General features: G+C 72.1%; 17 protein-coding genes and 1 tRNA gene. 3 read left to right on the forward strand and 15 right to left on the reverse strand.

What is annotated here, in order from left to right; translation table 11 throughout:
• The first annotated feature begins 80 nt into the window (after positions 1-80).
• Entirely contained in the window at positions 81-1,373 is a 1,293-nt protein-coding gene (locus I3F58_RS20905; protein ID WP_240110195.1) for a glycosyltransferase 87 family protein, read from the forward strand.
• On the opposite strand, the gene I3F58_RS20910 is transcribed toward I3F58_RS20905, so the two are convergent.
• The 7 genes from I3F58_RS20910 to I3F58_RS20940 all read right to left on the reverse strand — a co-directional run bounded on the left by I3F58_RS20910 (position 1,352) and on the right by I3F58_RS20940 (position 5,775).
• Complete coding sequence (locus tag I3F58_RS20910; RefSeq protein WP_030494108.1) at positions 1,352-1,585, reverse strand: hypothetical protein; 234 nt, start codon at positions 1,583-1,585, stop codon at positions 1,352-1,354. The two genes, I3F58_RS20905 and I3F58_RS20910, sit on opposite strands and share 22 nt — an antisense overlap.
• A 116-nt stretch (positions 1,586-1,701) precedes the next feature.
• Positions 1,702-1,774 (reverse strand) — tRNA-Ala (locus I3F58_RS20915).
• A gap of 153 nt (positions 1,775-1,927) precedes the next feature.
• Positions 1,928-2,581: a histidine phosphatase family protein gene (locus I3F58_RS20920; protein WP_240110221.1), complete on the reverse strand. Its 654-nt coding sequence runs from the start codon at positions 2,579-2,581 to the stop codon at positions 1,928-1,930.
• On the reverse strand, positions 2,578-3,024 hold the full coding sequence (gene rsfS, locus I3F58_RS20925; RefSeq protein ID WP_240110222.1) for a ribosome silencing factor: 447 nt from the start codon (positions 3,022-3,024) through the stop codon (positions 2,578-2,580). Before rsfS ends, I3F58_RS20920 begins: the two co-directional genes overlap by 4 nt.
• A gap of 118 nt (positions 3,025-3,142) precedes the next feature.
• On the reverse strand, positions 3,143-4,918 hold the full coding sequence (locus I3F58_RS20930; RefSeq protein ID WP_240110196.1) for an LCP family protein: 1,776 nt from the start codon (positions 4,916-4,918) through the stop codon (positions 3,143-3,145).
• 19 nt (positions 4,919-4,937) lie between these two features.
• The gene (gene nadD / locus I3F58_RS20935) at positions 4,938-5,558 is read right to left on the reverse strand and encodes a nicotinate-nucleotide adenylyltransferase (protein ID WP_240110197.1); all 621 of its coding nucleotides are present in this window, start codon (positions 5,556-5,558) and stop codon (positions 4,938-4,940) included.
• A gap of 52 nt (positions 5,559-5,610) precedes the next feature.
• Positions 5,611-5,775: a hypothetical protein gene (locus I3F58_RS20940; RefSeq protein WP_240110198.1), complete on the reverse strand. Its 165-nt coding sequence runs from the start codon at positions 5,773-5,775 to the stop codon at positions 5,611-5,613.
• A 274-nt stretch (positions 5,776-6,049) separates the two neighbouring features.
• On the opposite strand from I3F58_RS20940, the gene I3F58_RS20945 reads away from it, so the two are divergent.
• Positions 6,050-7,156 carry a M48 family metallopeptidase gene (locus I3F58_RS20945; protein ID WP_240110199.1) on the forward strand — a complete coding sequence of 369 codons (1,107 nt, stop codon included), beginning with the start codon at positions 6,050-6,052 and terminating at the stop codon, positions 7,154-7,156.
• A 247-nt stretch (positions 7,157-7,403) separates the two neighbouring features.
• Here the strand turns inward: I3F58_RS20945 and I3F58_RS20950 are convergent, their stop codons facing one another.
• Both I3F58_RS20950 and I3F58_RS20955 read right to left on the reverse strand, forming a co-directional pair.
• Complete coding sequence (locus I3F58_RS20950) at positions 7,404-9,044, reverse strand: hypothetical protein (RefSeq protein ID WP_240110200.1); 1,641 nt, start codon at positions 9,042-9,044, stop codon at positions 7,404-7,406.
• A 108-nt stretch (positions 9,045-9,152) separates the two neighbouring features.
• Complete coding sequence (locus tag I3F58_RS20955) at positions 9,153-9,752, reverse strand: TetR/AcrR family transcriptional regulator (protein WP_240110201.1); 600 nt, start codon at positions 9,750-9,752, stop codon at positions 9,153-9,155.
• A gap of 240 nt (positions 9,753-9,992) precedes the next feature.
• On the opposite strand from I3F58_RS20955, the gene I3F58_RS20960 reads away from it, so the two are divergent.
• The gene (locus tag I3F58_RS20960; RefSeq protein ID WP_240110202.1) at positions 9,993-11,447 is read left to right on the forward strand and encodes an amidase; all 1,455 of its coding nucleotides are present in this window, start codon (positions 9,993-9,995) and stop codon (positions 11,445-11,447) included.
• 143 nt (positions 11,448-11,590) lie between these two features.
• Here I3F58_RS20960 and I3F58_RS20965 read toward each other — a convergent pair whose 3' ends face one another.
• The 6 genes from I3F58_RS20965 to I3F58_RS20990 form a co-directional block, all read right to left on the reverse strand.
• Complete coding sequence (locus I3F58_RS20965; RefSeq protein WP_240110203.1) at positions 11,591-12,175, reverse strand: hypothetical protein; 585 nt, start codon at positions 12,173-12,175, stop codon at positions 11,591-11,593.
• Positions 12,176-12,253: 78 nt separating this feature from the next.
• Complete coding sequence (locus tag I3F58_RS20970) at positions 12,254-13,555, reverse strand: glutamate-5-semialdehyde dehydrogenase (RefSeq protein ID WP_240110204.1); 1,302 nt, start codon at positions 13,553-13,555, stop codon at positions 12,254-12,256.
• A 133-nt stretch (positions 13,556-13,688) separates the two neighbouring features.
• Positions 13,689-14,207: a hypothetical protein gene (locus tag I3F58_RS20975; RefSeq protein WP_240110205.1), complete on the reverse strand. Its 519-nt coding sequence runs from the start codon at positions 14,205-14,207 to the stop codon at positions 13,689-13,691.
• A 123-nt stretch (positions 14,208-14,330) separates the two neighbouring features.
• Positions 14,331-15,467 (reverse strand): glutamate 5-kinase, encoded by a 1,137-nt coding sequence (gene proB / locus I3F58_RS20980; protein ID WP_240110223.1) that lies wholly within the window; start codon positions 15,465-15,467, stop codon positions 14,331-14,333.
• A gap of 195 nt (positions 15,468-15,662) precedes the next feature.
• Entirely contained in the window at positions 15,663-17,897 is a 2,235-nt protein-coding gene (locus tag I3F58_RS20985) for a hypothetical protein (protein WP_240110206.1), read from the reverse strand.
• Positions 17,898-18,093: 196 nt separating this feature from the next.
• Positions 18,094-19,593: a bifunctional cytidylyltransferase/SDR family oxidoreductase gene (locus I3F58_RS20990; RefSeq protein ID WP_240110207.1), complete on the reverse strand. Its 1,500-nt coding sequence runs from the start codon at positions 19,591-19,593 to the stop codon at positions 18,094-18,096.
• Positions 19,594-19,680: the final 87 nt, after the last annotated feature.

Here is a 19,680-nt window from a genome sequence, read left to right on the forward strand (position 1 = left end):
GACCGCCGCCCGGCGGGCGCCCCGCCCCGTTGACCTGCGGCGGTCCGTGCCGCGCGGCGGGCGCGGTAGCGTCGCCCCACGTGACCACGACCGTGACTGTGCGGACGCGCGTGAAGGGCCTGCCCTGGGCGGCCCTGTCGGCCTGTCTGCTCTCCTTCGCCGCCTTCTGGATAGCGCAGCGCGCCTCGCACGCGAACATGCTCGACCTGTCCGTGTACCGGGCCGAGGGCGAGACCGTCCTGGCGGGCGGCGACCTGTACGCGATGCGGGTCACGTCCGCGAACCTGCCGACGACGTATCCGCCGTTCGCGGCCCTCCTCTTCACCCCGCTGACGCTGTTCGGGGTGCAGGAGATGCGGGAGCTGGCGACGCTGGGGAACCTGTTGCTGCTGGTGGCGCTGGCCCACCTGTCCGTACGGCTGGTCCGCTCCGGCCCGCTGCGGCGGGGCCGGGCGGCGGCGCTGCTGGAGCGGCCGGGGGCGGCGCTGTGGGTGGCGGCGGTCGTGGTGTGGTGCGAGCCGGTGTGGCAGACGTTCCGGTACGGGCAGATCAATCTGCTGATCGCGGTGGCCGTGCTGTGGGACCTGACACGCAGGGACCGGAGCCCCTGGGCGGGGGTCGGCATCGGCCTGGCCACGGCGGTGAAGCTGACGCCCGGGCTCTTCGTGGTGATGCTGGTCCTCACCGGGGTGGCACGCGCACGACGGGAGGGCCGGCCGGGCCGGTGGAACCCGTGGCTGCGGCGGGCGGTGCGGGCGGCAGGGGCGTTCCTGTCGGTGACGGTGGCCGCGGCGGTCGTCCTGCCGTACGACTCGCGCCGGTTCTGGACCGAGATGATCTTCGAGACGAGCCGGGTGGGCCGGACGGAGGAGACGGCCAACCAGTCGTTGAGCGGAGTGCTGGCACGGCTGGCGCACACCACGGACCCGGGGGTGTGGTGGCTGGTCGTGGCGGTTCCGGTGGCCGTACTGGGACTGGCGGTCGCGGTACGGGCGGCGCTGCGCGAGGACCGGCCGGTGGCGGTGGTGGCGTGCGCGGTGACCGGGCTGCTGGTCAGCCCGATCTCTTGGTCACACCACTGGGTGTGGTGTGTGCCGCTGCTGGTGCTGCTCGCGGTGCGGGCGAGGCCGGTGTGGACGGCGGGAGCGGCGCTGGTGTTCGCGTCGAACGCGCTGTGGTGGGTGCCGCACGCACCTGCTCCGGTGCGGCTCGAACTGCACCAGAACGCCTGGCAGATGCTGCTGTCGGGGCTCTACACACTGCTGGGGGTCGGCCTGTTGGCCGCGCTCGCCGTCCCGGTGCTTCGCGCGCGGGCCGCGGGAGGCCCGCGGGGCTCACGGGGTGTGGACGTTCAGGCCGTGGCGAAGGAGTAGAAGCGCTTGAGGGTGCAGTGCTCGTCCAGGAGCCGCCCATAGATGGGTTCGCCCTCGAGTTCCCGATATGTCTCGATCGGGTCGCCCTTTATGATCAGCGCCCGCGCGCATTCCTCACACCAGTACTGGTAGTCGGGGTTGACCGGGTCCATGTCACGGACGATCGGCGTACCGCTGCCGCACCAGTCGCACTTCCTCCTGTGTGCACCCATCACTCAGCTCCAGCTGTCGCCCCCTCCGGCCGTCCGATTCTGCCATGGCGGCGGGCCGTACCGGACGGGCGGCAAACAGAAATCCCGCCCCCTGCTGGGGACGGGATTCCGGACTGTGGAGCTAAGGAGAATTGAACTCCTGACCTCTTGCATGCCATGCAAGCGCTCTACCAACTGAGCTATAGCCCCTTGTGTTCTTCGCGCTCCGCGCTGCGAACAAGAAGAACTTTAGCCTGTCCCCCGCCCGAAAGCGAAATCCGGGCCGGGCGGTCCGTGGGGCTCAGCCGTCGTGGGCGGTCGTCCGTCGCGCCGGCGGCCGTGCGCGCAGGCCGGCCGCTCGACTCAGTCGTCGTCGCCGAGGACCGGTTCCGGCAGCGTGCCGGCGTTGTGCTCCAGCAGACGCCAGCCACGGGCGCCTTCGCCCAGGACGGACCAGCAGCAGTTGGTCAGCCCCCCGAGGCTCTCCCAGCTGTGCGGTTCCAGCGCGAGGAGGCGGCCGATGGTGGTGCGGATGGTGCCACCGTGACTGACCACGACGAGCGTGCCTTCCCCGGCGAGCTTCTCCGCGTGCCGGAGGACCACGGGCGCGGCGCGGTCGGCGACCTCGGTCTCCAGCTCGCCGCCGCCACGGCGGACCGGTTCGCCGCGCTTCCACGCCCGGTACTCGTCCCCGTACCGGGCGAGGATCTCCTCGTGGGTCAGCCCCTGCCACTCGCCCGCGTACGTCTCGCGGAGCCCGGAGTCGTGGCTGACCCGCAGTCCGGTGACCGCGGCGAGCTCCGCGGCGGTGGCCGAGGCACGTTTCAGGTCGGAGGCGATGATCGCGTCCGGCTTGAGGGCCGCGAGGAGCCGGGCGGCCCGGCGCGCCTGGGCGAGGCCGGTCTCGGTGAGCTCGATGTCCGTACTGCCCTGGAAGCGGCGCTCCAGGTTCCAGGCGGTCTGGCCGTGGCGCCAGAGGACGATACGGCGGCCTCTGCCGCCCTTGTGGCCGCTCAGCGCAGCTCACCACCGTCCGGGCCGGAACCGTCGGCACCGGTGAGGCGGGCGTGCTCGGCGGCCTTGCCGCGGGTCTTGACGGCGTCCTCGGGGAGCGGCAGCTCGGGGCAGTCCTTCCAGAGCCGCTCAAGCGCGTAGAAGACCCGCTCCTCGCTGTGCTGCACGTGAACGACGATGTCCACGTAGTCCAGCAGCACCCAGCGGGCCTCGCGGTCGCCCTCGCGGCGGACGGGCTTGGCGCCGAGCTCCTTCTGGAGCCGCTCCTCGATCTCGTCGACGATCGACTTGACCTGGCGGTCGCTGGGCGCGGAAGCCAGCAGGAAGGCGTCGGTGATCGACAGGACGTCACTGACGTCGTAGGCGATGATGTCGTGCGCGAGGCGGTCGGCGGCCGCCTGGGCGGCGGCGTTCACAAGCGCGATGGATCGGTCGGTGGCGGTCACAAGCAGGCTTTCGTCGGCGGTCAAGAACACTTCAAGGGTCTCACGTACCACCGGAGCCACCGCACACCATTACGGCGCACCACGGGTACGCGCGCGTGCCCGTGGTGCGCCGTGGCGGCTACCGGGCCTTGTAGTCGTCACCGAGGACGACGGTGACATCCGCGTTCGCCGCGCCCTCGCCCTTCTTCACCGCCCCCGCCGGCAGGCCGAGGGTCTTGGCGACCTCCTGGGCCATGGGCTTGCGCGCGTCGTCGCCGTACAGGACCTCGGAGGCGGGCGCCGATCCGCCCTTGCCGCTGTCGATGACGGCGTAGCCGCCGTTGACCAGGACGATGCGGGCGGATTCCGTGGCCTCGTCGCCGGTGGCGTCGCGGACCGCGACCCGGACGACGGAGCCCTGCTCGGGCGCGGTGACGGAGCCGCCGAGGATGTCCTTGACGACGCTGCGGCTGTCGTCCCCGCTGAGCCGCCCGTCACCCTGGACGGGCAGCAGCGCCGTCTTGTGGTCGCCCGCCTTGGCGTACTCGGCGAGTTTGGCCAGTGACGCGCCGAGGTCCTTCTCCGGCAGCGACGGGTCCAGGATCTGCGCCAGCGACTCGACGGTCATGGTCGCGTTCCTGGGGTCGTCCGACAGCTTGCGCAGCACACCGTGCACGACCTGCCCGAACCGCTGGAGCTGCCGGTTCTCGGACTCGTCGGGACCCCTGTACGTGGCGTACGCGACGGCTCCGCGCCCGTCGAGGGTCGTGTTCTCACCCTTCTCCACCAGCGGATCCTCGTCCTTCTTGGCGCCGGGCACCGCGGTGTCGGTGTCCACCTCGATGCCGCCGACCAGTTCGACGAGGTTCTCCAGGTACGGGGTGTCCAGCCGCCACGTGCCGGTGATCTCGGTGCCGAGGAGGGTGCCGATCGCCTCACGCGTGCCGGAGGAGCCGTCGTCCTCGACGGACTTGGCGAGGGTGGTGGTCGTCCCGTCGTCGTTGGCCACGGCCAGGGCGTTGGGCAGCAGGACGGTCGTACCCTGCTTGGTCGTCTCGTTGCTGACCAGGAGGGCCGTGGAGGTGGCCTCGTCCTTGGTGTTGTGCAGGTGCAGCACGATCACCGCCCGCTTCTGAGGCCCGGTGGCGGCGGTTCCGCCCGTGCGGGAGTCCTCCTCGGAGAAGCCGGGGAGGAGGCCGGCGGTCCAGAGGTAGCCGGTCCCTCCGATGAGGGCGACGGCGAGGACGACGACGAGCGCGATGACCCGGTTCCGGCCGCGGCGCTTGGCCTCCTCCCGGCGCTCCGAGCGGCTCTCGGTGAACTTCAGCCAGTCGATGACGTCTTCGGAGTCCTCGTCGGGCTCCTCGACGAAGGAGAACTGCTCGGTCCGGTAGTCGTCGGTCCCGTCCGGGCCGCCTGGCCCGGGGGCCGGGGACGTCTGGCGGGGGATGTCCGCACCGGGGGCGGGCCGGCGCTGCTCCGGAACCGCCCCGGGAACGGAGCCCGGGGCGGGCGGTGCTGCCGCGGGTGTGACGGTGGTCTGCTGGGGGCCGCCGGGCTGATGCCCGGGCGGCTCGGAGGCCTGGGGCTGGTGCGGGGCGGGCTCCTGCCACGGCCGGGCACCGTAGCCGTCGGCGTACCCGTCCTGGCCGTAGCCCGGGGTCTGGCCGTAGTCGTAGGCGTGGGGCTGGGGCTGGGGATAGGCCTGGCCCTGACCGTACGGGTCGTAGCCCTGCCCGTACGGCTGCTGGGGCGGGGGCTGCTGCGCCGCGTAGGGGTCGTAGTGCGCGGACTGCTGCGGTGGCTGCTGTGACCCCTCAGCCTGCTGGTACACCGGCTGCCCGTACTCGTCGTAGCCGATGAGCTGCGGCTGCGACGGGTGGTACGGGTCGTACGGGTTGTTCTGGTCGTTCACCGGTGCCCCTCTCCGTGGCTCACTCGCCGCGGTACAACTGGCGCTTGGCGATGTAGCGCACCACACCGTCCGGCACCAGATACCAGACGGGATCGCCGTGCGCGACCCTCGTGCGGCAATCCGACGACGAGATGGCGAGCGCGGGCACCTCGACGAGGGAGACCCCGCCCTTGGGCAGACCGTCGTCCGACAGGTCGTGGCCGGGCCGGGTGACTCCGATGAAGTGGGCCAGGGAGAACAGCTCTTCGGCGTTGCGCCAGCCCGGCATGATCTGGGAGAGCGCGTCGGCGCCGGTGATGAAGAACAGATCGGCGTCGGGATTGAGTGCGTGCAGCTCACGCAGCGTGTCGATCGTGTACGTCGGACCGGCCCGGTCGACGTCGATGCGGCTGACCGAGAACTGGGGGTTCGACGCCGTGGCGATGACCGTCATCAGATAGCGGTCCTCGGCGGGCGAAACCGTCTTGTGGGTCTTCTGCCACGGCTGCCCGGTCGGTACGAAGACGACCTCGTCGAGATGGAACAAGGCGGCCACCTCGCTGGCGGCCACCAGGTGTCCGTGGTGGATCGGGTCGAATGTCCCGCCCATGACGCCCAGTCGGCGTTTGCCGGGACTCCTCGGCACTTCCTGCTCTCCCATGCGTGCAGAGCCTAACGGCACCGCGCTCCGGCCCGTCCCGGCGCTCACCGCCTCAGCGGTCGCGGTTGAAGCGCGTGGTGATCCACAGCATCAGCAGCAGGGCGAGCAGGGCACCGCCGCCGACGACGTAGGGGTTGAGGCTCTCGTGGTTGCCGCCGTGCTCGGAGCCCTCGGCGAGCGTGACCAGGGTGGCGGCGGCGGAGTGGAGGCTGCTCATCTTCTGGGGACCTATCCATCGGGGTCGGAGCGGAGACTTCGCGCACATCGTATGCGGGCGGTGCGGGCACGCTCACGTCGACTCAGTCGTTGTCCCTCTTGATCCGGTCTTGATCCGGTCTCGGCCGGTCCGGGCCCCGGGTCGTCCACAGGCTCGTCGTCCACAGGTCCGGGCGGCCGTCGGCGCCAGCGCCTACTCTTGGGGCATCAGGGGGACGAGACACAACCGGGATACCGCTACATCTCTCGCATCTCGTATGAATCAGGGGGCATCGATGACCGCGAACGACCGCGAGAACGATCACGAGAAGGTGCCGAGCCGTCGGCGCGCACGTTTCCCCGGGATCTCCTCCCGCGCCTACGAACATCCGGCCGACCGCTCCGCGCTGGTCGCTCTGCGCAAGCTCAGCGGCTTCGACACCGTGTTCAAGGCCTTGAGCGGCCTGCTGCCCGAGCGCAGCCTGCGCCTGCTGTACCTGTCCGACTCCGTGCGGGTGAGCGACGCGCAGTTCGCCCACCTCAACGACATGCTGCGGGACGCCTGCTACATCCTGGACCTGGAGAAGGTCCCACCGATGTACGTCACGCAGGACCCGAAGCCCAACGCCATGTGTATCGGCCTGGACGAACCGATCATCGTGGTGACCACGGGGCTGGTGGAGCTGCTGGACGAGGAGGAGATGCGGGCCGTCGTCGGGCATGAGGTGGGCCACGCCCTGTCCGGCCACGCCGTGTACCGCACGGTCCTGCTGTTCCTCACCAATCTGGCGCTGAAGGTGGCGTGGATTCCGCTCGGCAACATGGCGATCATGGCGATCGTCACTGCGCTGCGCGAGTGGTTCAGGAAGTCGGAGCTGTCGGCCGACCGGGCGGGCCTGCTGGTCGGCCAGGACCTCCAGGCGTCGATGCGCGGCCTCATGAAACTGGCGGGCGGCCACCACCTGCACGAGATGAACGTGGACGCGTTCCTGGCGCAGGCCGAGGAGTACGAGGCGGGCGGCGACCTGCGGGACTCGGTCCTCAAGATCCTCAATGTGCTGCCGCGCTCGCACCCGTTCACGGCGGTGCGGGCGGCGGAACTGAAGCGGTGGTCGGAGAGCCGCGACTACCAGCGGATCATGGACGGTCACTACGCGCGGCGGTCGGAGGACAAGGACACATCCGTGTCGGGCTCCTTCAAGGAGTCCGCGAGCCACTACGCCGACACGGTACGGACCAGCAAGGATCCGCTCATGAAGCTCGTCGGCGACATAGCCGGCGGCGCGGGTGACCTCGGCGGCAAGCTGTTCGAGAAGTTCACGGGCAACGGCTCGCCCCGGCCGGGCGGCGGAAGCGCCGACGGCAAGGGTGGCACCCAGGCCGACGGCACCGGCACGGTCTGATCCCTCACGCGCTCCGGGCGGAGGCTCCGGCCGGAGCGCCGCCGGACCGCCGCGCCCGCGGGGTGCGGTGCGGGAAGCAGACCGGTCGGCTCCGCACCCGCAGGGTGAGGGGCTGCACGCTTCGGCCCGTGACGTGTGGAGCCGCGGGCCGGGTGTCCCGGGTGCCCTCCCGGGGCGCGTGTCTGCGGCTGCGCGCCCGCGGGGAGCCCTGTCCCTGAGGACCCGGCCACGGGCTGCGGGGCTGCGGTTACCCGGGCTTCGGCGGGCCTGCGGGCCGTGAGCCACTTGACTGCTGGGGTGCGGGCGGAGGGACACCCGGCTGCGGGAGTGCGGAGTTCTGGGCGCGTTGCCGCAGCAGGGATGCCGACCTCGGGACCCCCGGCCGTGACGTTGTGGACTGCGGGGCGCTCGGCTGCGGTACTGCCGGCCGGGCGCCGGTGGCCAGGGGGGCGCACAGCGGGGCCGACGCGACGGGGCCCGGGGCGTACGGGTCGGTGGACGGAGCCGTGGTAGTGGTGGCCCTCCGGCCGGCCAGGAGGGGGCGCAGGGCACCCGCCAGGTCGGCCGCGCAGTCCATGGGGCCCGCCCACAGATGGCTGGTGACAAGTTCGGCGCGGTGCAGGCGCAGGTCGTCGCGGTCGAATCGGAACCGCAGCTCCCGCCGGACGGTGAACAGTGAGGCGTCTGCGGACCCGGCTCCGGACCGGGCCTCAGCACTCGCTCCGGCATCGGTCGCCGGGCCAGGACTGGAGCCGGGACCGTGACCGGGAGCAGGGCCGGAGCCTGAACCGGGACCCCCCGAGGCGGGCTCCGAAGCGGGACCGGGACCTGCGCCCGGGGCCGCGACCGGTCCGGGAGCAGGGCTGCCGCCGGAATCAGGGCCGGAGCCCGGGACCGAAACCGTGCCGGGGCCGGCATCTGAGGCTGGGACAGAGCCCGAGTCCGTACCTGAGACCGCGATCGGGATGGAGCCGGGGCCGGGGGCCGGGGAGGAACCTGGGCCGGGAGCGGGCCCGGACTTCGGAGCGGGGGCGGGGTTGGCGGGGCGTAGGGCATAGGTGAAGGTGTGGTCGGAGGTGACCTCCAGGGCGCCGGGGGAGGTTTCGGTCACCCGGAGGGCGCCGTTCACGCGGATCGCCGGATCCGCGAGGGCGGCATGGGCCGGGTCCAGGCGGATGAGCCAGCCGCCCGTCGCGTGGCGGCCGTCGGCGGCCGGAGAGTCGGCACTCCGGTCGAACTGGGCCAGCAGATCGGGGTCCAGCAGCAGGCGTACGCGTCGGACGGTGGCGCCGCGGAGGACGTCGGGGTCCAGGGAGGACTGCACCAGGTAGTCCTTGGCGATGCTCAGGGCGGCCAGGACCTGGCTGCTGGTGAAATGAGCGGTGCGCCGGGCGGGTGGGGGGCTGATGCCGGCGGCGCCGGTGCGGTGCCGGGCGGCGGGGCTACGGGCGTACAGGTCAGCGGGGGTACCGCCGGGAACGGGCCCCAGGGGGGCGAGCGCGACGAGGGTGACCCGGGCCGGTTCGGCGCGGCGCGTCGGGGGCGGGCCGTCGGGAGCCCGGGAGGCGAGGTGGACGGTGACGGCGAAGACCATGGCGACCACGAGTACGAGGGCCAGGGCGCCGGTTCGGGATGCGTGGCGCGGTCTGTGGCGCTCGGGAGCGGGTCCGGGATCGGCTGCGCTCTGCCCGCCGGGGGTGAGACGAGGGCGGACGGGCTGGTGGGTCTGGTCGTCCAGGCGTTCCTGGGCGGAGAGTTCCCGAAGACGGGCAGCACGGATGAACGACTCGTCGAAGACGACGGACCGGTACTCGTCCTCGCCGCCGCCGGGACGTCCCTCAGGTGTGCCGTCGGGTGTCCCGTCGGGCGGGTCGACACTCCCTGCCATACCTTATGGGTAGGTCCGGGGGCTCTCCGGTAAACGCCCTGCCGGGCGTCAACCACCCAGGACGGATGAGCGGTTGGTCCATCTGCGGTAAGCAGGACGGCCGTGGCGTCAGTTGCGGGCGGGACGGTCGGGAGGGGACGGGAGGGGGCGGCCGAGAACGCCGCGCAGATGCCCGCCGAGCGTGTCGCGCGCGGTTTCGGGAGTGAGGTGGCCGATGAGCACATGGGTGGTCAGCCCGTCCGCGAGAGCCAGGAGGGCCTGGGCCTCGGACTCTGGGTCGGGGGCTCCCGCGTCGGCGAGGAGGCGGCTGAACAGGGCGTGCAACTCCCGGTAGCTGTCACGGAGAATGTCGGCCAGTGACGGCGTGACGGCGGCCTGGGCGACGAACGCGAGCCAGACGCGGGCTTCGGCACGGCGCTCCGGGGACAGGAGGGAGATCTCGGCGGCAGCCTGCTCCAGGCCGGCCCGGGGGTCCGCGGCCGGGCGGGTGCGGATCCGGGCGGTGACCGCTTCCCCGACGTGGGTGAGGGCGAAGACGAGCATCTGCTCCTTGGTGCGGAAGCAGCGCTGCACGGCTCCCATCGAGACCTCGGCACGGGCGGCCACGTCGCGCAGCGTGACGCCCTCCAGGCCGCGCTCGTCGGCCAGTCGGCAGACGGCCTCCGCGATCCGGCGACGCCGGCCGGCGTGGTCAACCTGGCGTGGCATGGACTGCTCTCCCCTACCTCTCGGCCCGAGCCCCCGACTCCGCACTCGGCCCGGCGGCCGACCGGTCCTCAGTCCGGCGACCCGCCGGTCGGCCGGTCCCGCCGTCAGCCAGGCCTTCGTCCCGTCGAATATTCCGATGCATCCGCATCGCTAAGCGTTAGCCTAGCGGCTACATAAACCGATGCAGGTGCATCGGTTAAGGATGGCGGTGACCGACGCCGGATGGAGGACGTGAGACGGATGAGCGTGACGTGGGAGGGGAAACCCCGCCCGGAGGACCGGGCCTGGTGGACCCGGACTGCCGGGGAGCAGGCGGCAGCCGTGCACGACGGGCGGGTCTCGGCGGCGGAGCTGGTGGAGAGCCACCTGGCGCGGATCACCGAGGTGAACCCCGAGGTGAACGCGGTCACGCGGCTGCTGGCCGGCGAGGCGAGGGAGGCCGCGGCCGGGCTGGACCGGCGGCGGGAGCGGGGCGAGGCGCTGCCTCCGCTCGTCGGCGTGTGCTTCACGGTCAAGGAGAGCCTCGCGATACGGGGCGTGCCCACGACCCATGGAGCGATCCGCTTCAAGGAGGCCGTGGCACCGGCGGACGCACCACCCGTGGCCAGGCTGCGGGCCGCGGGGGCCATACCGGTCGGACACAGCAACATGCCGACGCTCACGCTGGCCGGTATGCACACACGCAGTCAGCTGTCCGGGGACACGGTCAACCCGTGGGACGCAGGGCGCACGCCCGGCGGATCCAGTGGCGGCGACGGGGTGGCCGTGGCCTGCGGAATGGCTGGGCTGGGGCTCGGCAACGACGCGGGGGGCTCGGTGCGTATCCCCGCCGCGTTCTGCGGGACGGCCGCGCTCAAGCCCACATACGGGAGGTGCGCTGCGGACCACCGCATGGGCCCGGACGACCCACCGCTGGGGGCTCAGCTGTGCGTGGTGGACGGGCCGCTCGCCCGTACGGTCGCGGACCTGCGGCTCGCGTTCGACGTCCTGGCGGGCGCCGATCCGGGGGACCCGCGCGCCGTGCCGGTGCCGTTGCGTGGAGCACCCCTGAAGGGGCCGGTCCGGGTCGCCGTCGTCAGCGACCCCGGCGGGCTGGGCACACACCCCTCGGTGCGGGACGCGGTGGGACGGGCGGCGGATGTGCTGGCCGACGCCGGGTACGCGGTCGAGGAGGTCCCCGATGTGCCTCGGCTGGAGGAGGCCCTGGAGGTGTACGACCGGCTGCTGATGGCCGAGTTCGCGCAGACCTGGCCCGTTGTGCGGGAGGTGCTGGCCCCGGAGGAGCGGCGGTTCGTCGAACTGCGGCTGCCTGAGGTGGAGGCGGTGGACCTGTCCGGGTACATCGGCCTGACGGGCCGGGTGCTGGGCCTGCGGCGGAGCTGGGCGCGGTTCCTGGAGCGGTACCCGCTGGTGCTGGGCCCGGTGTTCACCGAGCCGCCCGTCGAGCCGGGCCTGGAGTCCCGCGACGGGGCGGGCAATCTGCGGGTGCGGGCGGGGATGCGGCTCTGCACGGCGAGCAGCCTCGTCGGCGTACCGGCCGTGGCCGTGCCGGCCGGCCTGGACGCGGGCCTGCCCACAGGCGTGCAGCTCATCGGGCGCGCGTACCGGGAGGACCTGTGCCTGGACGCGGCGGCCGAGGTGGAGGCGCGTCTGGGGGTGCCGACGCCTGTGGACCCGGCTGTGCGCGCCGGGTGAGGAAGGAGGGCCGCGCGGGCGGGGTGGCACGGCACACCGTCGAATACGGCTGGGACACCGGCGTGACCCCGCCCGGCCAGGCAGGCCGCCGGGGGACGACACCGTCGGCGGGGCGGCGGCGGGAAAGGGCGGGCAGAGCAGGCTCAGGAGGTGGAGCGGGGGCCGGCGGGGAGGAGCGGCGGGGCGGGGGCGGGGGTGATCTGCGGGGTCTCCCCCCGTGGCGCGTCCGTCGTCGTCGGGGCCGGGATCTGGTCCTCGCGGTCGGCGGCGGACGAGCCGCGGTACACCGCTGTGAAGGCGAGGGCGACCATACCGAGCCCCATCAGGAGCGCCACGATCCAGGCGACCGGCCGGCACCAGCGGCCGCCCGGGCGATAGGGGCGCAGGGAGCCGCCGTAGGGACCGTACGGATCGGGGGCGGGGCCGCAGGGGTCGTCGCCGTACGCGGGGCCGTGCCCGGCGGAGTGGTACGGGGCGTGGGGGCCGCCGTACGGGTCGTCCTCGTGGGCGGTGCCCCGGCCGCCTCGTCCACCCGCCGCGGAGTCCGCGTCGGCGCGGGCCTGGGCGGCGGCGACGAGTCTCTCCACGGCTGTCGGCTCGTGGAATCTCGCCGCTCGTACGAAGTCCTCGTCGAACACCACGGAGGCGAGTTCCTCGTCGGCGCCTCCGCGGTCGTCGTCGGGCTCCCGGCCGTCCGGAAACGGCCTGCCCCCCACGTCGTCCGGCACGTGTCCAGACTAGACCGGGGGCAGGGGTCACGGCAGGGGGAAGCGTGAAAGCCGCCCCCTGCCCCCGACTCGGTCCGGTTACCGGATGTGGCCGTCGCCCGTGACGATGTACTTGGTGGACGTGAGTTCCGGCAGGCCCATCGGGCCCCGGGCGTGCAGCTTCTGCGTGGAGATGCCGATCTCCGCACCGAAGCCGAACTGACCACCGTCCGTGAACCGCGTCGAGGCGTTCACGGCCACCGTCGTCGAGTCGACCAACTGGGTGAAGCGCCGGGCGGCGGCCTGGGAGGTGGTGACGATCGCCTCGGTGTGGCCGGAGGTCCACAGCCGGATGTGGGCGACGGCGGCGTCCAGCGAGTCGACGACGGCCGCGGCGATGTCGTACGACAGGTACTCGGTCTCCCAGTCCTCGGCGGTCGCCGGAACCACCATGGCCTTCGATCCTCCGGCAAGCCCCACGACCCGCTCGTCGCCGTGGACGGTGACGCCCGCCTCGGCCAGCGCGTCCAGGGCGCGCGGCAGGAACTCCTCCGCGATGTCCTGGTGGACGAGCAGGGTCTCGGCGGCGTTGCAGACGCTCACCCGCTGGGCCTTGGAGTTGACCAGGATGTCGACCGCCATGTCGAGATCGGCCTCGGCGTCCACGTACACATGGCAGTTGCCGGTGCCGGTCTCGATGACGGGGACCGTGGACTCCTCGACGACCGTGCGGATCAGGGAGGCGCCGCCGCGCGGGATCAGGACGTCGACCAGGCCGCGGGCCCGCATCAGCTCCCGCACCGAGTCGCGGGACTCGCCGGGCACCAGCTGCACGGCGTCGGCGGGAAGCCCGGCGCCGCCGACGGCGTCCCGCAGGACCCGCACCAGCGCCGTGTTGGAGGCGTACGCGGAGGACGAGCCGCGCAGCAGCACGGCGTTGCCGGCCTTCAGGCACAGCGCCGCCGCGTCGACCGTCACATTCGGCCGGGCCTCGTAGATGATGCCGACGACGCCCAGCGGGACGCGGACCTGACGCAGGTCGAGACCGTTGGGGAGGGTCGAGCCGCGGACGACCTCCCCGACCGGGTCGGGCAGCGCGGCGACATGGCGGACGTCGGCGGCGATGGCGCGGACCCGCTCGGGGGTGAGCGTCAGCCGGTCGATGACCGACTCGGGGGTGCCCGCCTCCCGGGCCTTCGCCACGTCCTCGGCGTTGGCCTGGACGATCTCGGCCGTACGGACTTCCAGGGCGTCGGCCACGGCGAGCAGGGCGTCGTCCTTGGCCGCGCGCGGCAGTGGCGCGATCTCGGCGGCGGCTGCCCGGGCCCGGTAGGCGGCCTGGGTGACCGGCGTCATGTTGTCGTACGGGTTGATCGGCGGAGAGGCGGAGTGCGAGCTCATATCCGCAGGGTAATGCGCCCGCGCCGGGCGCCCCTCATGCCTCCTGCCCCGTCCCGCCCTGCGAGACGGCAGGAGACCGGCGCAAGACGGTACGGGAGAGCCCGGTCCGGCCGGCACCCGCCCGTCGGCCTCCTCAGTAAGGGTGGACGCCCACCGGTGAGGCGGGCGGCGGGCCGTAACCCTCGGCCACGCGCTGGTGATAGGTCTCGCGGTCGATGACCTCCAGCCCGACGATCTCCCACGGCGGCAGCTTCGCGGTGTGCCGGTGCTCACCCCACAGCCGGAGCGCCACGGCCGCGGCGTCGTGCAGGTCGCGGGCCTCCTCCCAGTAGCGGATCTCGGCGTGATCGGCGGCGTACCTGCTGGTCAGCAGGAAGGGGTGGTCGTGGGCGAGCTGTTCGAGAGCCCGCCGGACCTCGTTCAGCGGGGCCTCCCGGCCCGACACGCTGAGCGTGATGTGCCACAGACGGGACACCGACCGGTCCCGCGCGGACTCACCCGCGCCGGTGGCCGAGACGGCTCCGGCGCCGCCGTCCGTACCGCCGGCACCGGCCAGCCGCCGGCCCTCGCCGAAATCGGCCCCCGCCTCGACACTCGTCAAGGCGCGTTCGGTCGTCCCGCGGGGCCCGGCCCCTGGGCGCGGTCGTCTCACCGGCGGCCTCCTGTTGATGCGTTCTCCTGCTGTCACCCCGCCTTACCCCCCAGACAAAGTTGACCAGCCCCGGACGGGGCATGGGGCCGTTTTGGGGAAGGTCTCGACGGGTTGACCGTACTTTCAGCCGTTCCAGGGGTGCAGTACGACCAGATCGTCCCTGTGTACGACTTCTCTCTCGTATGCCGGACCCAGTTCCTTCGCCAGGTCTCGGGTGGAACGTCCCAGCAGCTGCGGGAGCTCCTTCGCGTCGAAGCTGACCAGCCCCCGGGCGACGAGCCGCCCGTCGGTGTCGCGCATCTCGACCGGGTCGCCCGCCCCGAACTCGCCCTCCACCGCGGCGATTCCGGCGGGCAGCAGCGACTTCTTGCCGTGCACGACGGCGCGTACGGCTCCGTCGTCGAGCGTGAGGGTGCCGGTCGGGGCCGAGGCATGGGCGAGCCACAGCAGACGGCCCGCCGAGCGGCGCCCGGTGGGGTGGAAGTACGTGCCGGTGTCGCGCCCCGCGAGAGCGTCGGCGGCGCGGCTGGCGGAGGTGAGCACCACGGGGATCCCGGCGCCCGCGGCGATCCGGGAGGCCTCGACCTTGGTGACCATGCCGCCGGTGCCGACCCCGGCCTTTCCGACGGAGCCGATCTCCACCCCGGCGAGGTCCTCCGGGCCGCGGACCTCCTCGATCCGGGACGTGCCGGGCCTGCTGGGGTCGCCGTCGTACAGCCCGTCGACGTCGGAGAGCAGCACCAGCAGGTCGGCGCGGACGAGGTGGGCGACGAGCGCGGCGAGCCGGTCGTTGTCCCCGAACCGGATCTCGTCCGTGGCGACGGTGTCGTTCTCGTTGACGATCGGGAAGGCGCCCATGGACAGCAGCTGGTCCAGGGTGCGGTAGGCGTTGCGGTAGTGGGCGCGGCGGCTCATGTCGTCGCCGGTGAGCAGCACCTGGCCGACGCGGACGCCGTAGCGGGCGAAGGAGGCGGTGTAGCGGGCGACGAGGAGGCCCTGCCCGACGCTGGCCGCGGCCTGCTGGCCGGCGAGGTCGTGGGGGCGGCGGGTGAGGCCGAGCGGGGCGAGACCTGCAGCGATGGCGCCGGAGGAGACGAGGACTATCTCCCGGGAGGCGGCCGGGCCGCCGCCCGGGCCGGTGCCCCTGACCTTCGCCATCACGTCGACGAGCGCGTCGACGCGGTCGGCGTCGAGTCCGCCGGAGGCGGTGGTCAGCGAGGAGGATCCCACCTTGACGACGATCCTGCGGGCTTCCGTCACCTGCTGCCGGGCCACTGCCTGTGCCACTGTCTGCCTTGCCGTTGTCACGTGCTGAATCTACGCGAACCAGGGCGGCCGACGCGCCTTCGTTTCATCGGATGGACAGCTTTCCGGACAGCTTTCCGGCCCGGTTCCACAACGGAACCGGGCCGGTCTCCCCACACCGCGCCGTCCCGTGAGCCGCCGGCCGCGGCCTCAGCCCACCGGCGTCGTCTCGGCGTCACCGGCCGCGTCCTGCGCGGCCTTCACGATCTCGGCGTCGCCCTCGGGGTCCGCGCCCGCGCGGGGAGCGGATGCCGGAGCCGCCCCGGTCCCGTCCGTGTCGTCGTCCGTCGCGGAGACGGGGGCGGACGCGGCCGGCGCGCCGTCCTCGCGGTCCAGTTCCCCGAGCCGCTGCCCGGCCAGCCGCCGCGCGACGCCTTCGTTGCGGGCCTCCGCCTTGGCGGCCAGTGCGCGCACCGCCGCGTTGAACTGCTCCATGGACGTGGGTTCGTCCGGGCCCAGCAGGTAGCGCTTGAGGTCGCGCCGGTCCTGCGCCAGCCTGTCGGCGGCCGGGTCGGCCACCGCGGCCAGCAGCTCGTCCAGCCCGGCGGCGCCGTTGTCCAGGATGACGGCGGCGCGCACCGCGGTGTTCTGCTGCTTGAACTCCTCGGCGCCGACCGCCGCGGAGTCGGTCACCGCGTACGGCTTGCCGCTCGCGATGAAGTCGGAGACGACACTCGAGATGTCGGAGACCATCGCGTCGGACTCGTTGAAGCAGTCGTACAGTTTCGGCTCGGCGCCGGTGACCACCCGGTGCTCCCACCAGCCGAAGGACCGCCAGTAGGCGTCGTTCCATTCGGCGCGCAGCCGCTTGATCTCCGCGAGGCGGTGCGGGTCGGCGAGGGAGGTGCGGGAGGTCTCGGCCTCGTCGGCGCCGTCGCGGCCGGTGTGGGCGAGCGCTTCGAGGCGGGCCTCGATACGGACCAGGTCGGCGCGGGCGGCGGCCTGACCGGCCTCCGCGGCGGCGCTCTCCTTCGCCCAGCGCGGCTCGGCGGCGCGGCGGGTGTTGGCCTCCGCGATCATCGCCTTGATGCGCCTGTCGGCCGCCGCGGCCTTCTTGTCGACGATGCCGGTGAAGGGGTGCGGCTTGTAGACGACCCGGACCGGGGCGGCGGCGTCGAGCAGCCGCCGGACGATGTTCTCCCCGGCCGACATCAGTGAGGTGTTGCCCGGATTGCCGTCCCAGCCCTCCCAGGTGGGGGCGTACAGCACGGTGGGGACGGCGTTCTTCGGAGTGCCGGTCCACGACTGGATGGGAGCGAGCTGCGGGCGCCCGACCTCGACGATGTCCTCGTCCCGGACACCGACGTCCGCGAGGGCGTAGCGGTCGCGCCCCGCCCGGCCTGCGGTCCAGACCTCGTCGTACACCTTGGAGTACGGGTTGACGCTGGCGAGCTTGTCGCTGTCGCCGTGGCCGATGAAGACGTGCTTCATGTTCGGCTCGCGCAGCATGTGGATGTTCTTGCCGACGTTGGCGGCGTACAGCGCGACGCGGATCGTCGACAGGTCCATGGCCATCAGGTGCTGGGCGCCGGGGACGCACAGCACTGGCACGTTCGTGTCACCGAGCTTCTGGACGAGCTTCCGCTCACGCATGATGATGATCGGCCGCCCGTCGATCTCCTCCATGGTCTCCAGCCACATGTTGACCTGGTACGCGGAGTCGGCGGAGCCGGAGAAGTAGAGCGCGACGGTCGGCTGGTACTCGCCCAGCCAGGCGTCGACGGCCTTGAACACCGCGGCAGCCGAGGGCGCGCGCCGCTTGCGGCGCAGGTACGGGGCCAGGATCAGCGTGTTGAGGACGGCGAGGCCCAGGGTGGCGGCGACACCGGCGTACGCGAGGACGTCCTGGCCGGTGGCGACGGCGGCGATGACACCGACCACGGCGAACACGTCGAGGTGCAGCATCTTCTCGCCGGCGCGGTGCAGCAGGACGCGCGGCGGCGCGTCGGGGATGCGCACGGCGTGCAGGTCGATGTTGCGGGTGGCGATCGGCAGGGTGCGGCGCAGCTGGATCAGCTGGGTGAGGGCGCCGTGCGGAGCCTGGAGCGCGTAGAAGAGCAGGAACCCGGCAACCGCGGCGTAGAACACGGGCTGCTCGGCCAGGCCCTCACGGGCCAGGAGCAGGACGAGCAGCAGCTGGCGCAGCAGGAAGCGGATGGACACACCGGCCCGCACCCGGCCGAGGCGGTTGATCAGGTAGCTGCGCCTCTGGTGGAGGTACCAGTCCGCGAGGTAGGTCACGGCACCAGCGGCCGTGAACAGCCAGAGGTTCGGGATCAGCGCGGCGAGCATGACTGCCGGGTAGCCGACTCCCAGAAGGAGGACAGCCGCGGTCAGCTCCGCCCCACTGCCCACGCGGGCCAGGCGAATGGCGGTCGAAATCACGTAGAACCTGCTCCAGATCCAGAGGGGACGCCGATTTTGCTGACAAGGCTTCGCACAGGGATGCTCACAAAGCCTTCACAAGGTCTTTCACAAGGCGTCGGTTCCGTGAAGGTGGGGCTTCACTGACGGGGCCCCCGCACACGCCGTTCACTTCGGCGCTGAGACGGGGGCCCCGGGAATTCACGACCAGCGAGTATTACACATCGCCCTGGCGGTCAAGGACCGCGGCCAGGGCCTGCTCGAAGCCGGATGCCTCGCCCGCGGCACGCGTGGGGTCCTGCTGCCGTACGTCGATCACGTGGCCGGTCAGCTCGGACAGCAGCACGTCCAGGGAGGTGCGGGCCACCGCCTCGGAGGACAGCAGCGAACCGGCCGGCTCCTGGCCGAACGCCTTCGTCCGCATGGGAGTCGCGGTGCGCTCCGGGTTGACGCAGTTCACGCGGATGCCGTCCCCTGCCCACTCGTCGGCGAGGGCCTGGGTGAGGTTCACCATGGCGGCCTTGGTGGACGAGTAGAGGCTGTACTCGGCACGGCCCCGGGTGTAGCTGGAGGAGGTGTAGAGCAGCAGCTGGCCCTTGCTCTCCACCAGGTACTTGTAGGAGGTCCGGGCGATCTGCACGGGCGCCAGGTAGTTGACGTTCAGCGCTTCCTGGATGGTGGCGTTGTCGGTCTCCGCGAGCTTGCCGATGCGCAGGACGCCGGCGGTGTTGATGACGTAGTCGATACGGCCGGTGTCGGCGTAGGCCTTGGACAGGGCCTCGTCGATGTGCTCGGGGTTCTCGACGTGGGTGCCGGTGGTGGAGCGGCCCAGCGCGTACACGGCTGCGCCGTAGCGTTCGGCGAGGGCGGCGATGTCGGCGCCGATGCCGTACGAGCCGCCGAAGACGACGACCGTCTTACCGGTGAGCTGCTCGCGGTAGGCGTCCTCGCCGGCCTGTTCGGGGGCGGCGGTGGAGGCCAGCTGGAACAGCTTGTCCGCGATGAAGACGTCGACGGGCTGGGTGACCTTCATGTTGTACTCGTCGCCGGGCACGACGTGGATCGGCACGTCCGGCAGGTACTTGAGGACCACGGAGCAGTCGTCCGTCGCCTGGAAGTTGGGGTCGCCCGCGGCGACCTCGTACGCCCTGCGGATCGTGGAGAGCTTGAAGGCCTGCGGGGTCTGGCCGCGGCGCAGCCGGGAGCGGTCCGGGACGTCGGTGATGAACTCGCCGTCCTCACCGTGCGTACGCGTCACGATGATGGTGTCGGCGGACGGGATGGCCACGTCCACGGCCTGGTAGCGGTCCAGGGCGTCCACACAGTCCTGGATGACGCGCTGCGACAGCAGGGGGCGCACGGCGTCGTGGAAGAGGACGTTCAGGTCCTCGCCCTCGGCCAGGCCCTCACCGAGGGCGGCGATGGCGCGCTCGGTGGTCTCGTTGCGGGTGGAGCCGCCCTCGACGACCTTGGTGACCTTGGTGAGCCCGGCCTTGGCGACGATCTTCTCGACGTCCTCGACGAAGCCCGGTGCCATCAGCACGATCACGTCGTCGACACTGTCGGCCTGCTGGAAGATCGTGAGGGTGTGCTCGATGACGGCCTTGCCTGCGATCTTCAGGAGCTGCTTGGGGATCGCGAGGCCCACACGCTGACCGGTACCCCCGGCGAGCACGACTGCGGTGGTGCGGGTCTTGGCTTCATGCGGCACGGACACAGAAACGACCTACCTTGGTATGACTGGGGGAACGGGGCGATAGTCGCACTCTCCGTGACCGCCTCGCAAGGTGGACGGCAGGTGTGC

It is taken from the genome of Streptomyces sp. MUM 203J, assembly GCF_022414595.1.
GTDB lineage: Bacteria > Actinomycetota > Actinomycetes > Streptomycetales > Streptomycetaceae > Streptomyces.

Bases quoted from the DNA above. Each gene is read 5' to 3' on its own strand.
- I3F58_RS20940 (WP_240110198.1), bottom strand. From the start codon at position 5,775: ATGAGCAGCCTCCACTCCGCCGCCGCCACCCTGGTCACGCTCGCCGAG.
- I3F58_RS20910 (WP_030494108.1), bottom strand. From the start codon at position 1,585: ATGGGTGCACACAGGAGGAAGTGCGACTGGTGCGGCAGCGGTACGCCG.
- I3F58_RS20970 (WP_240110204.1), bottom strand. From the start codon at position 13,555: ATGAGCTCGCACTCCGCCTCTCCGCCGATCAACCCGTACGACAACATG.
- I3F58_RS20955 (WP_240110201.1), bottom strand. From the start codon at position 9,752: ATGCCACGCCAGGTTGACCACGCCGGCCGGCGTCGCCGGATCGCGGAG.
- I3F58_RS20945 (WP_240110199.1), top strand. From the start codon at position 6,050: ATGACCGCGAACGACCGCGAGAACGATCACGAGAAGGTGCCGAGCCGT.
- I3F58_RS20950 (WP_240110200.1), bottom strand. From the start codon at position 9,044: ATGGCAGGGAGTGTCGACCCGCCCGACGGGACACCCGACGGCACACCT.
- I3F58_RS20960 (WP_240110202.1), top strand. From the start codon at position 9,993: ATGAGCGTGACGTGGGAGGGGAAACCCCGCCCGGAGGACCGGGCCTGG.
- nadD (WP_240110197.1), bottom strand. From the start codon at position 5,558: ATGGGAGAGCAGGAAGTGCCGAGGAGTCCCGGCAAACGCCGACTGGGC.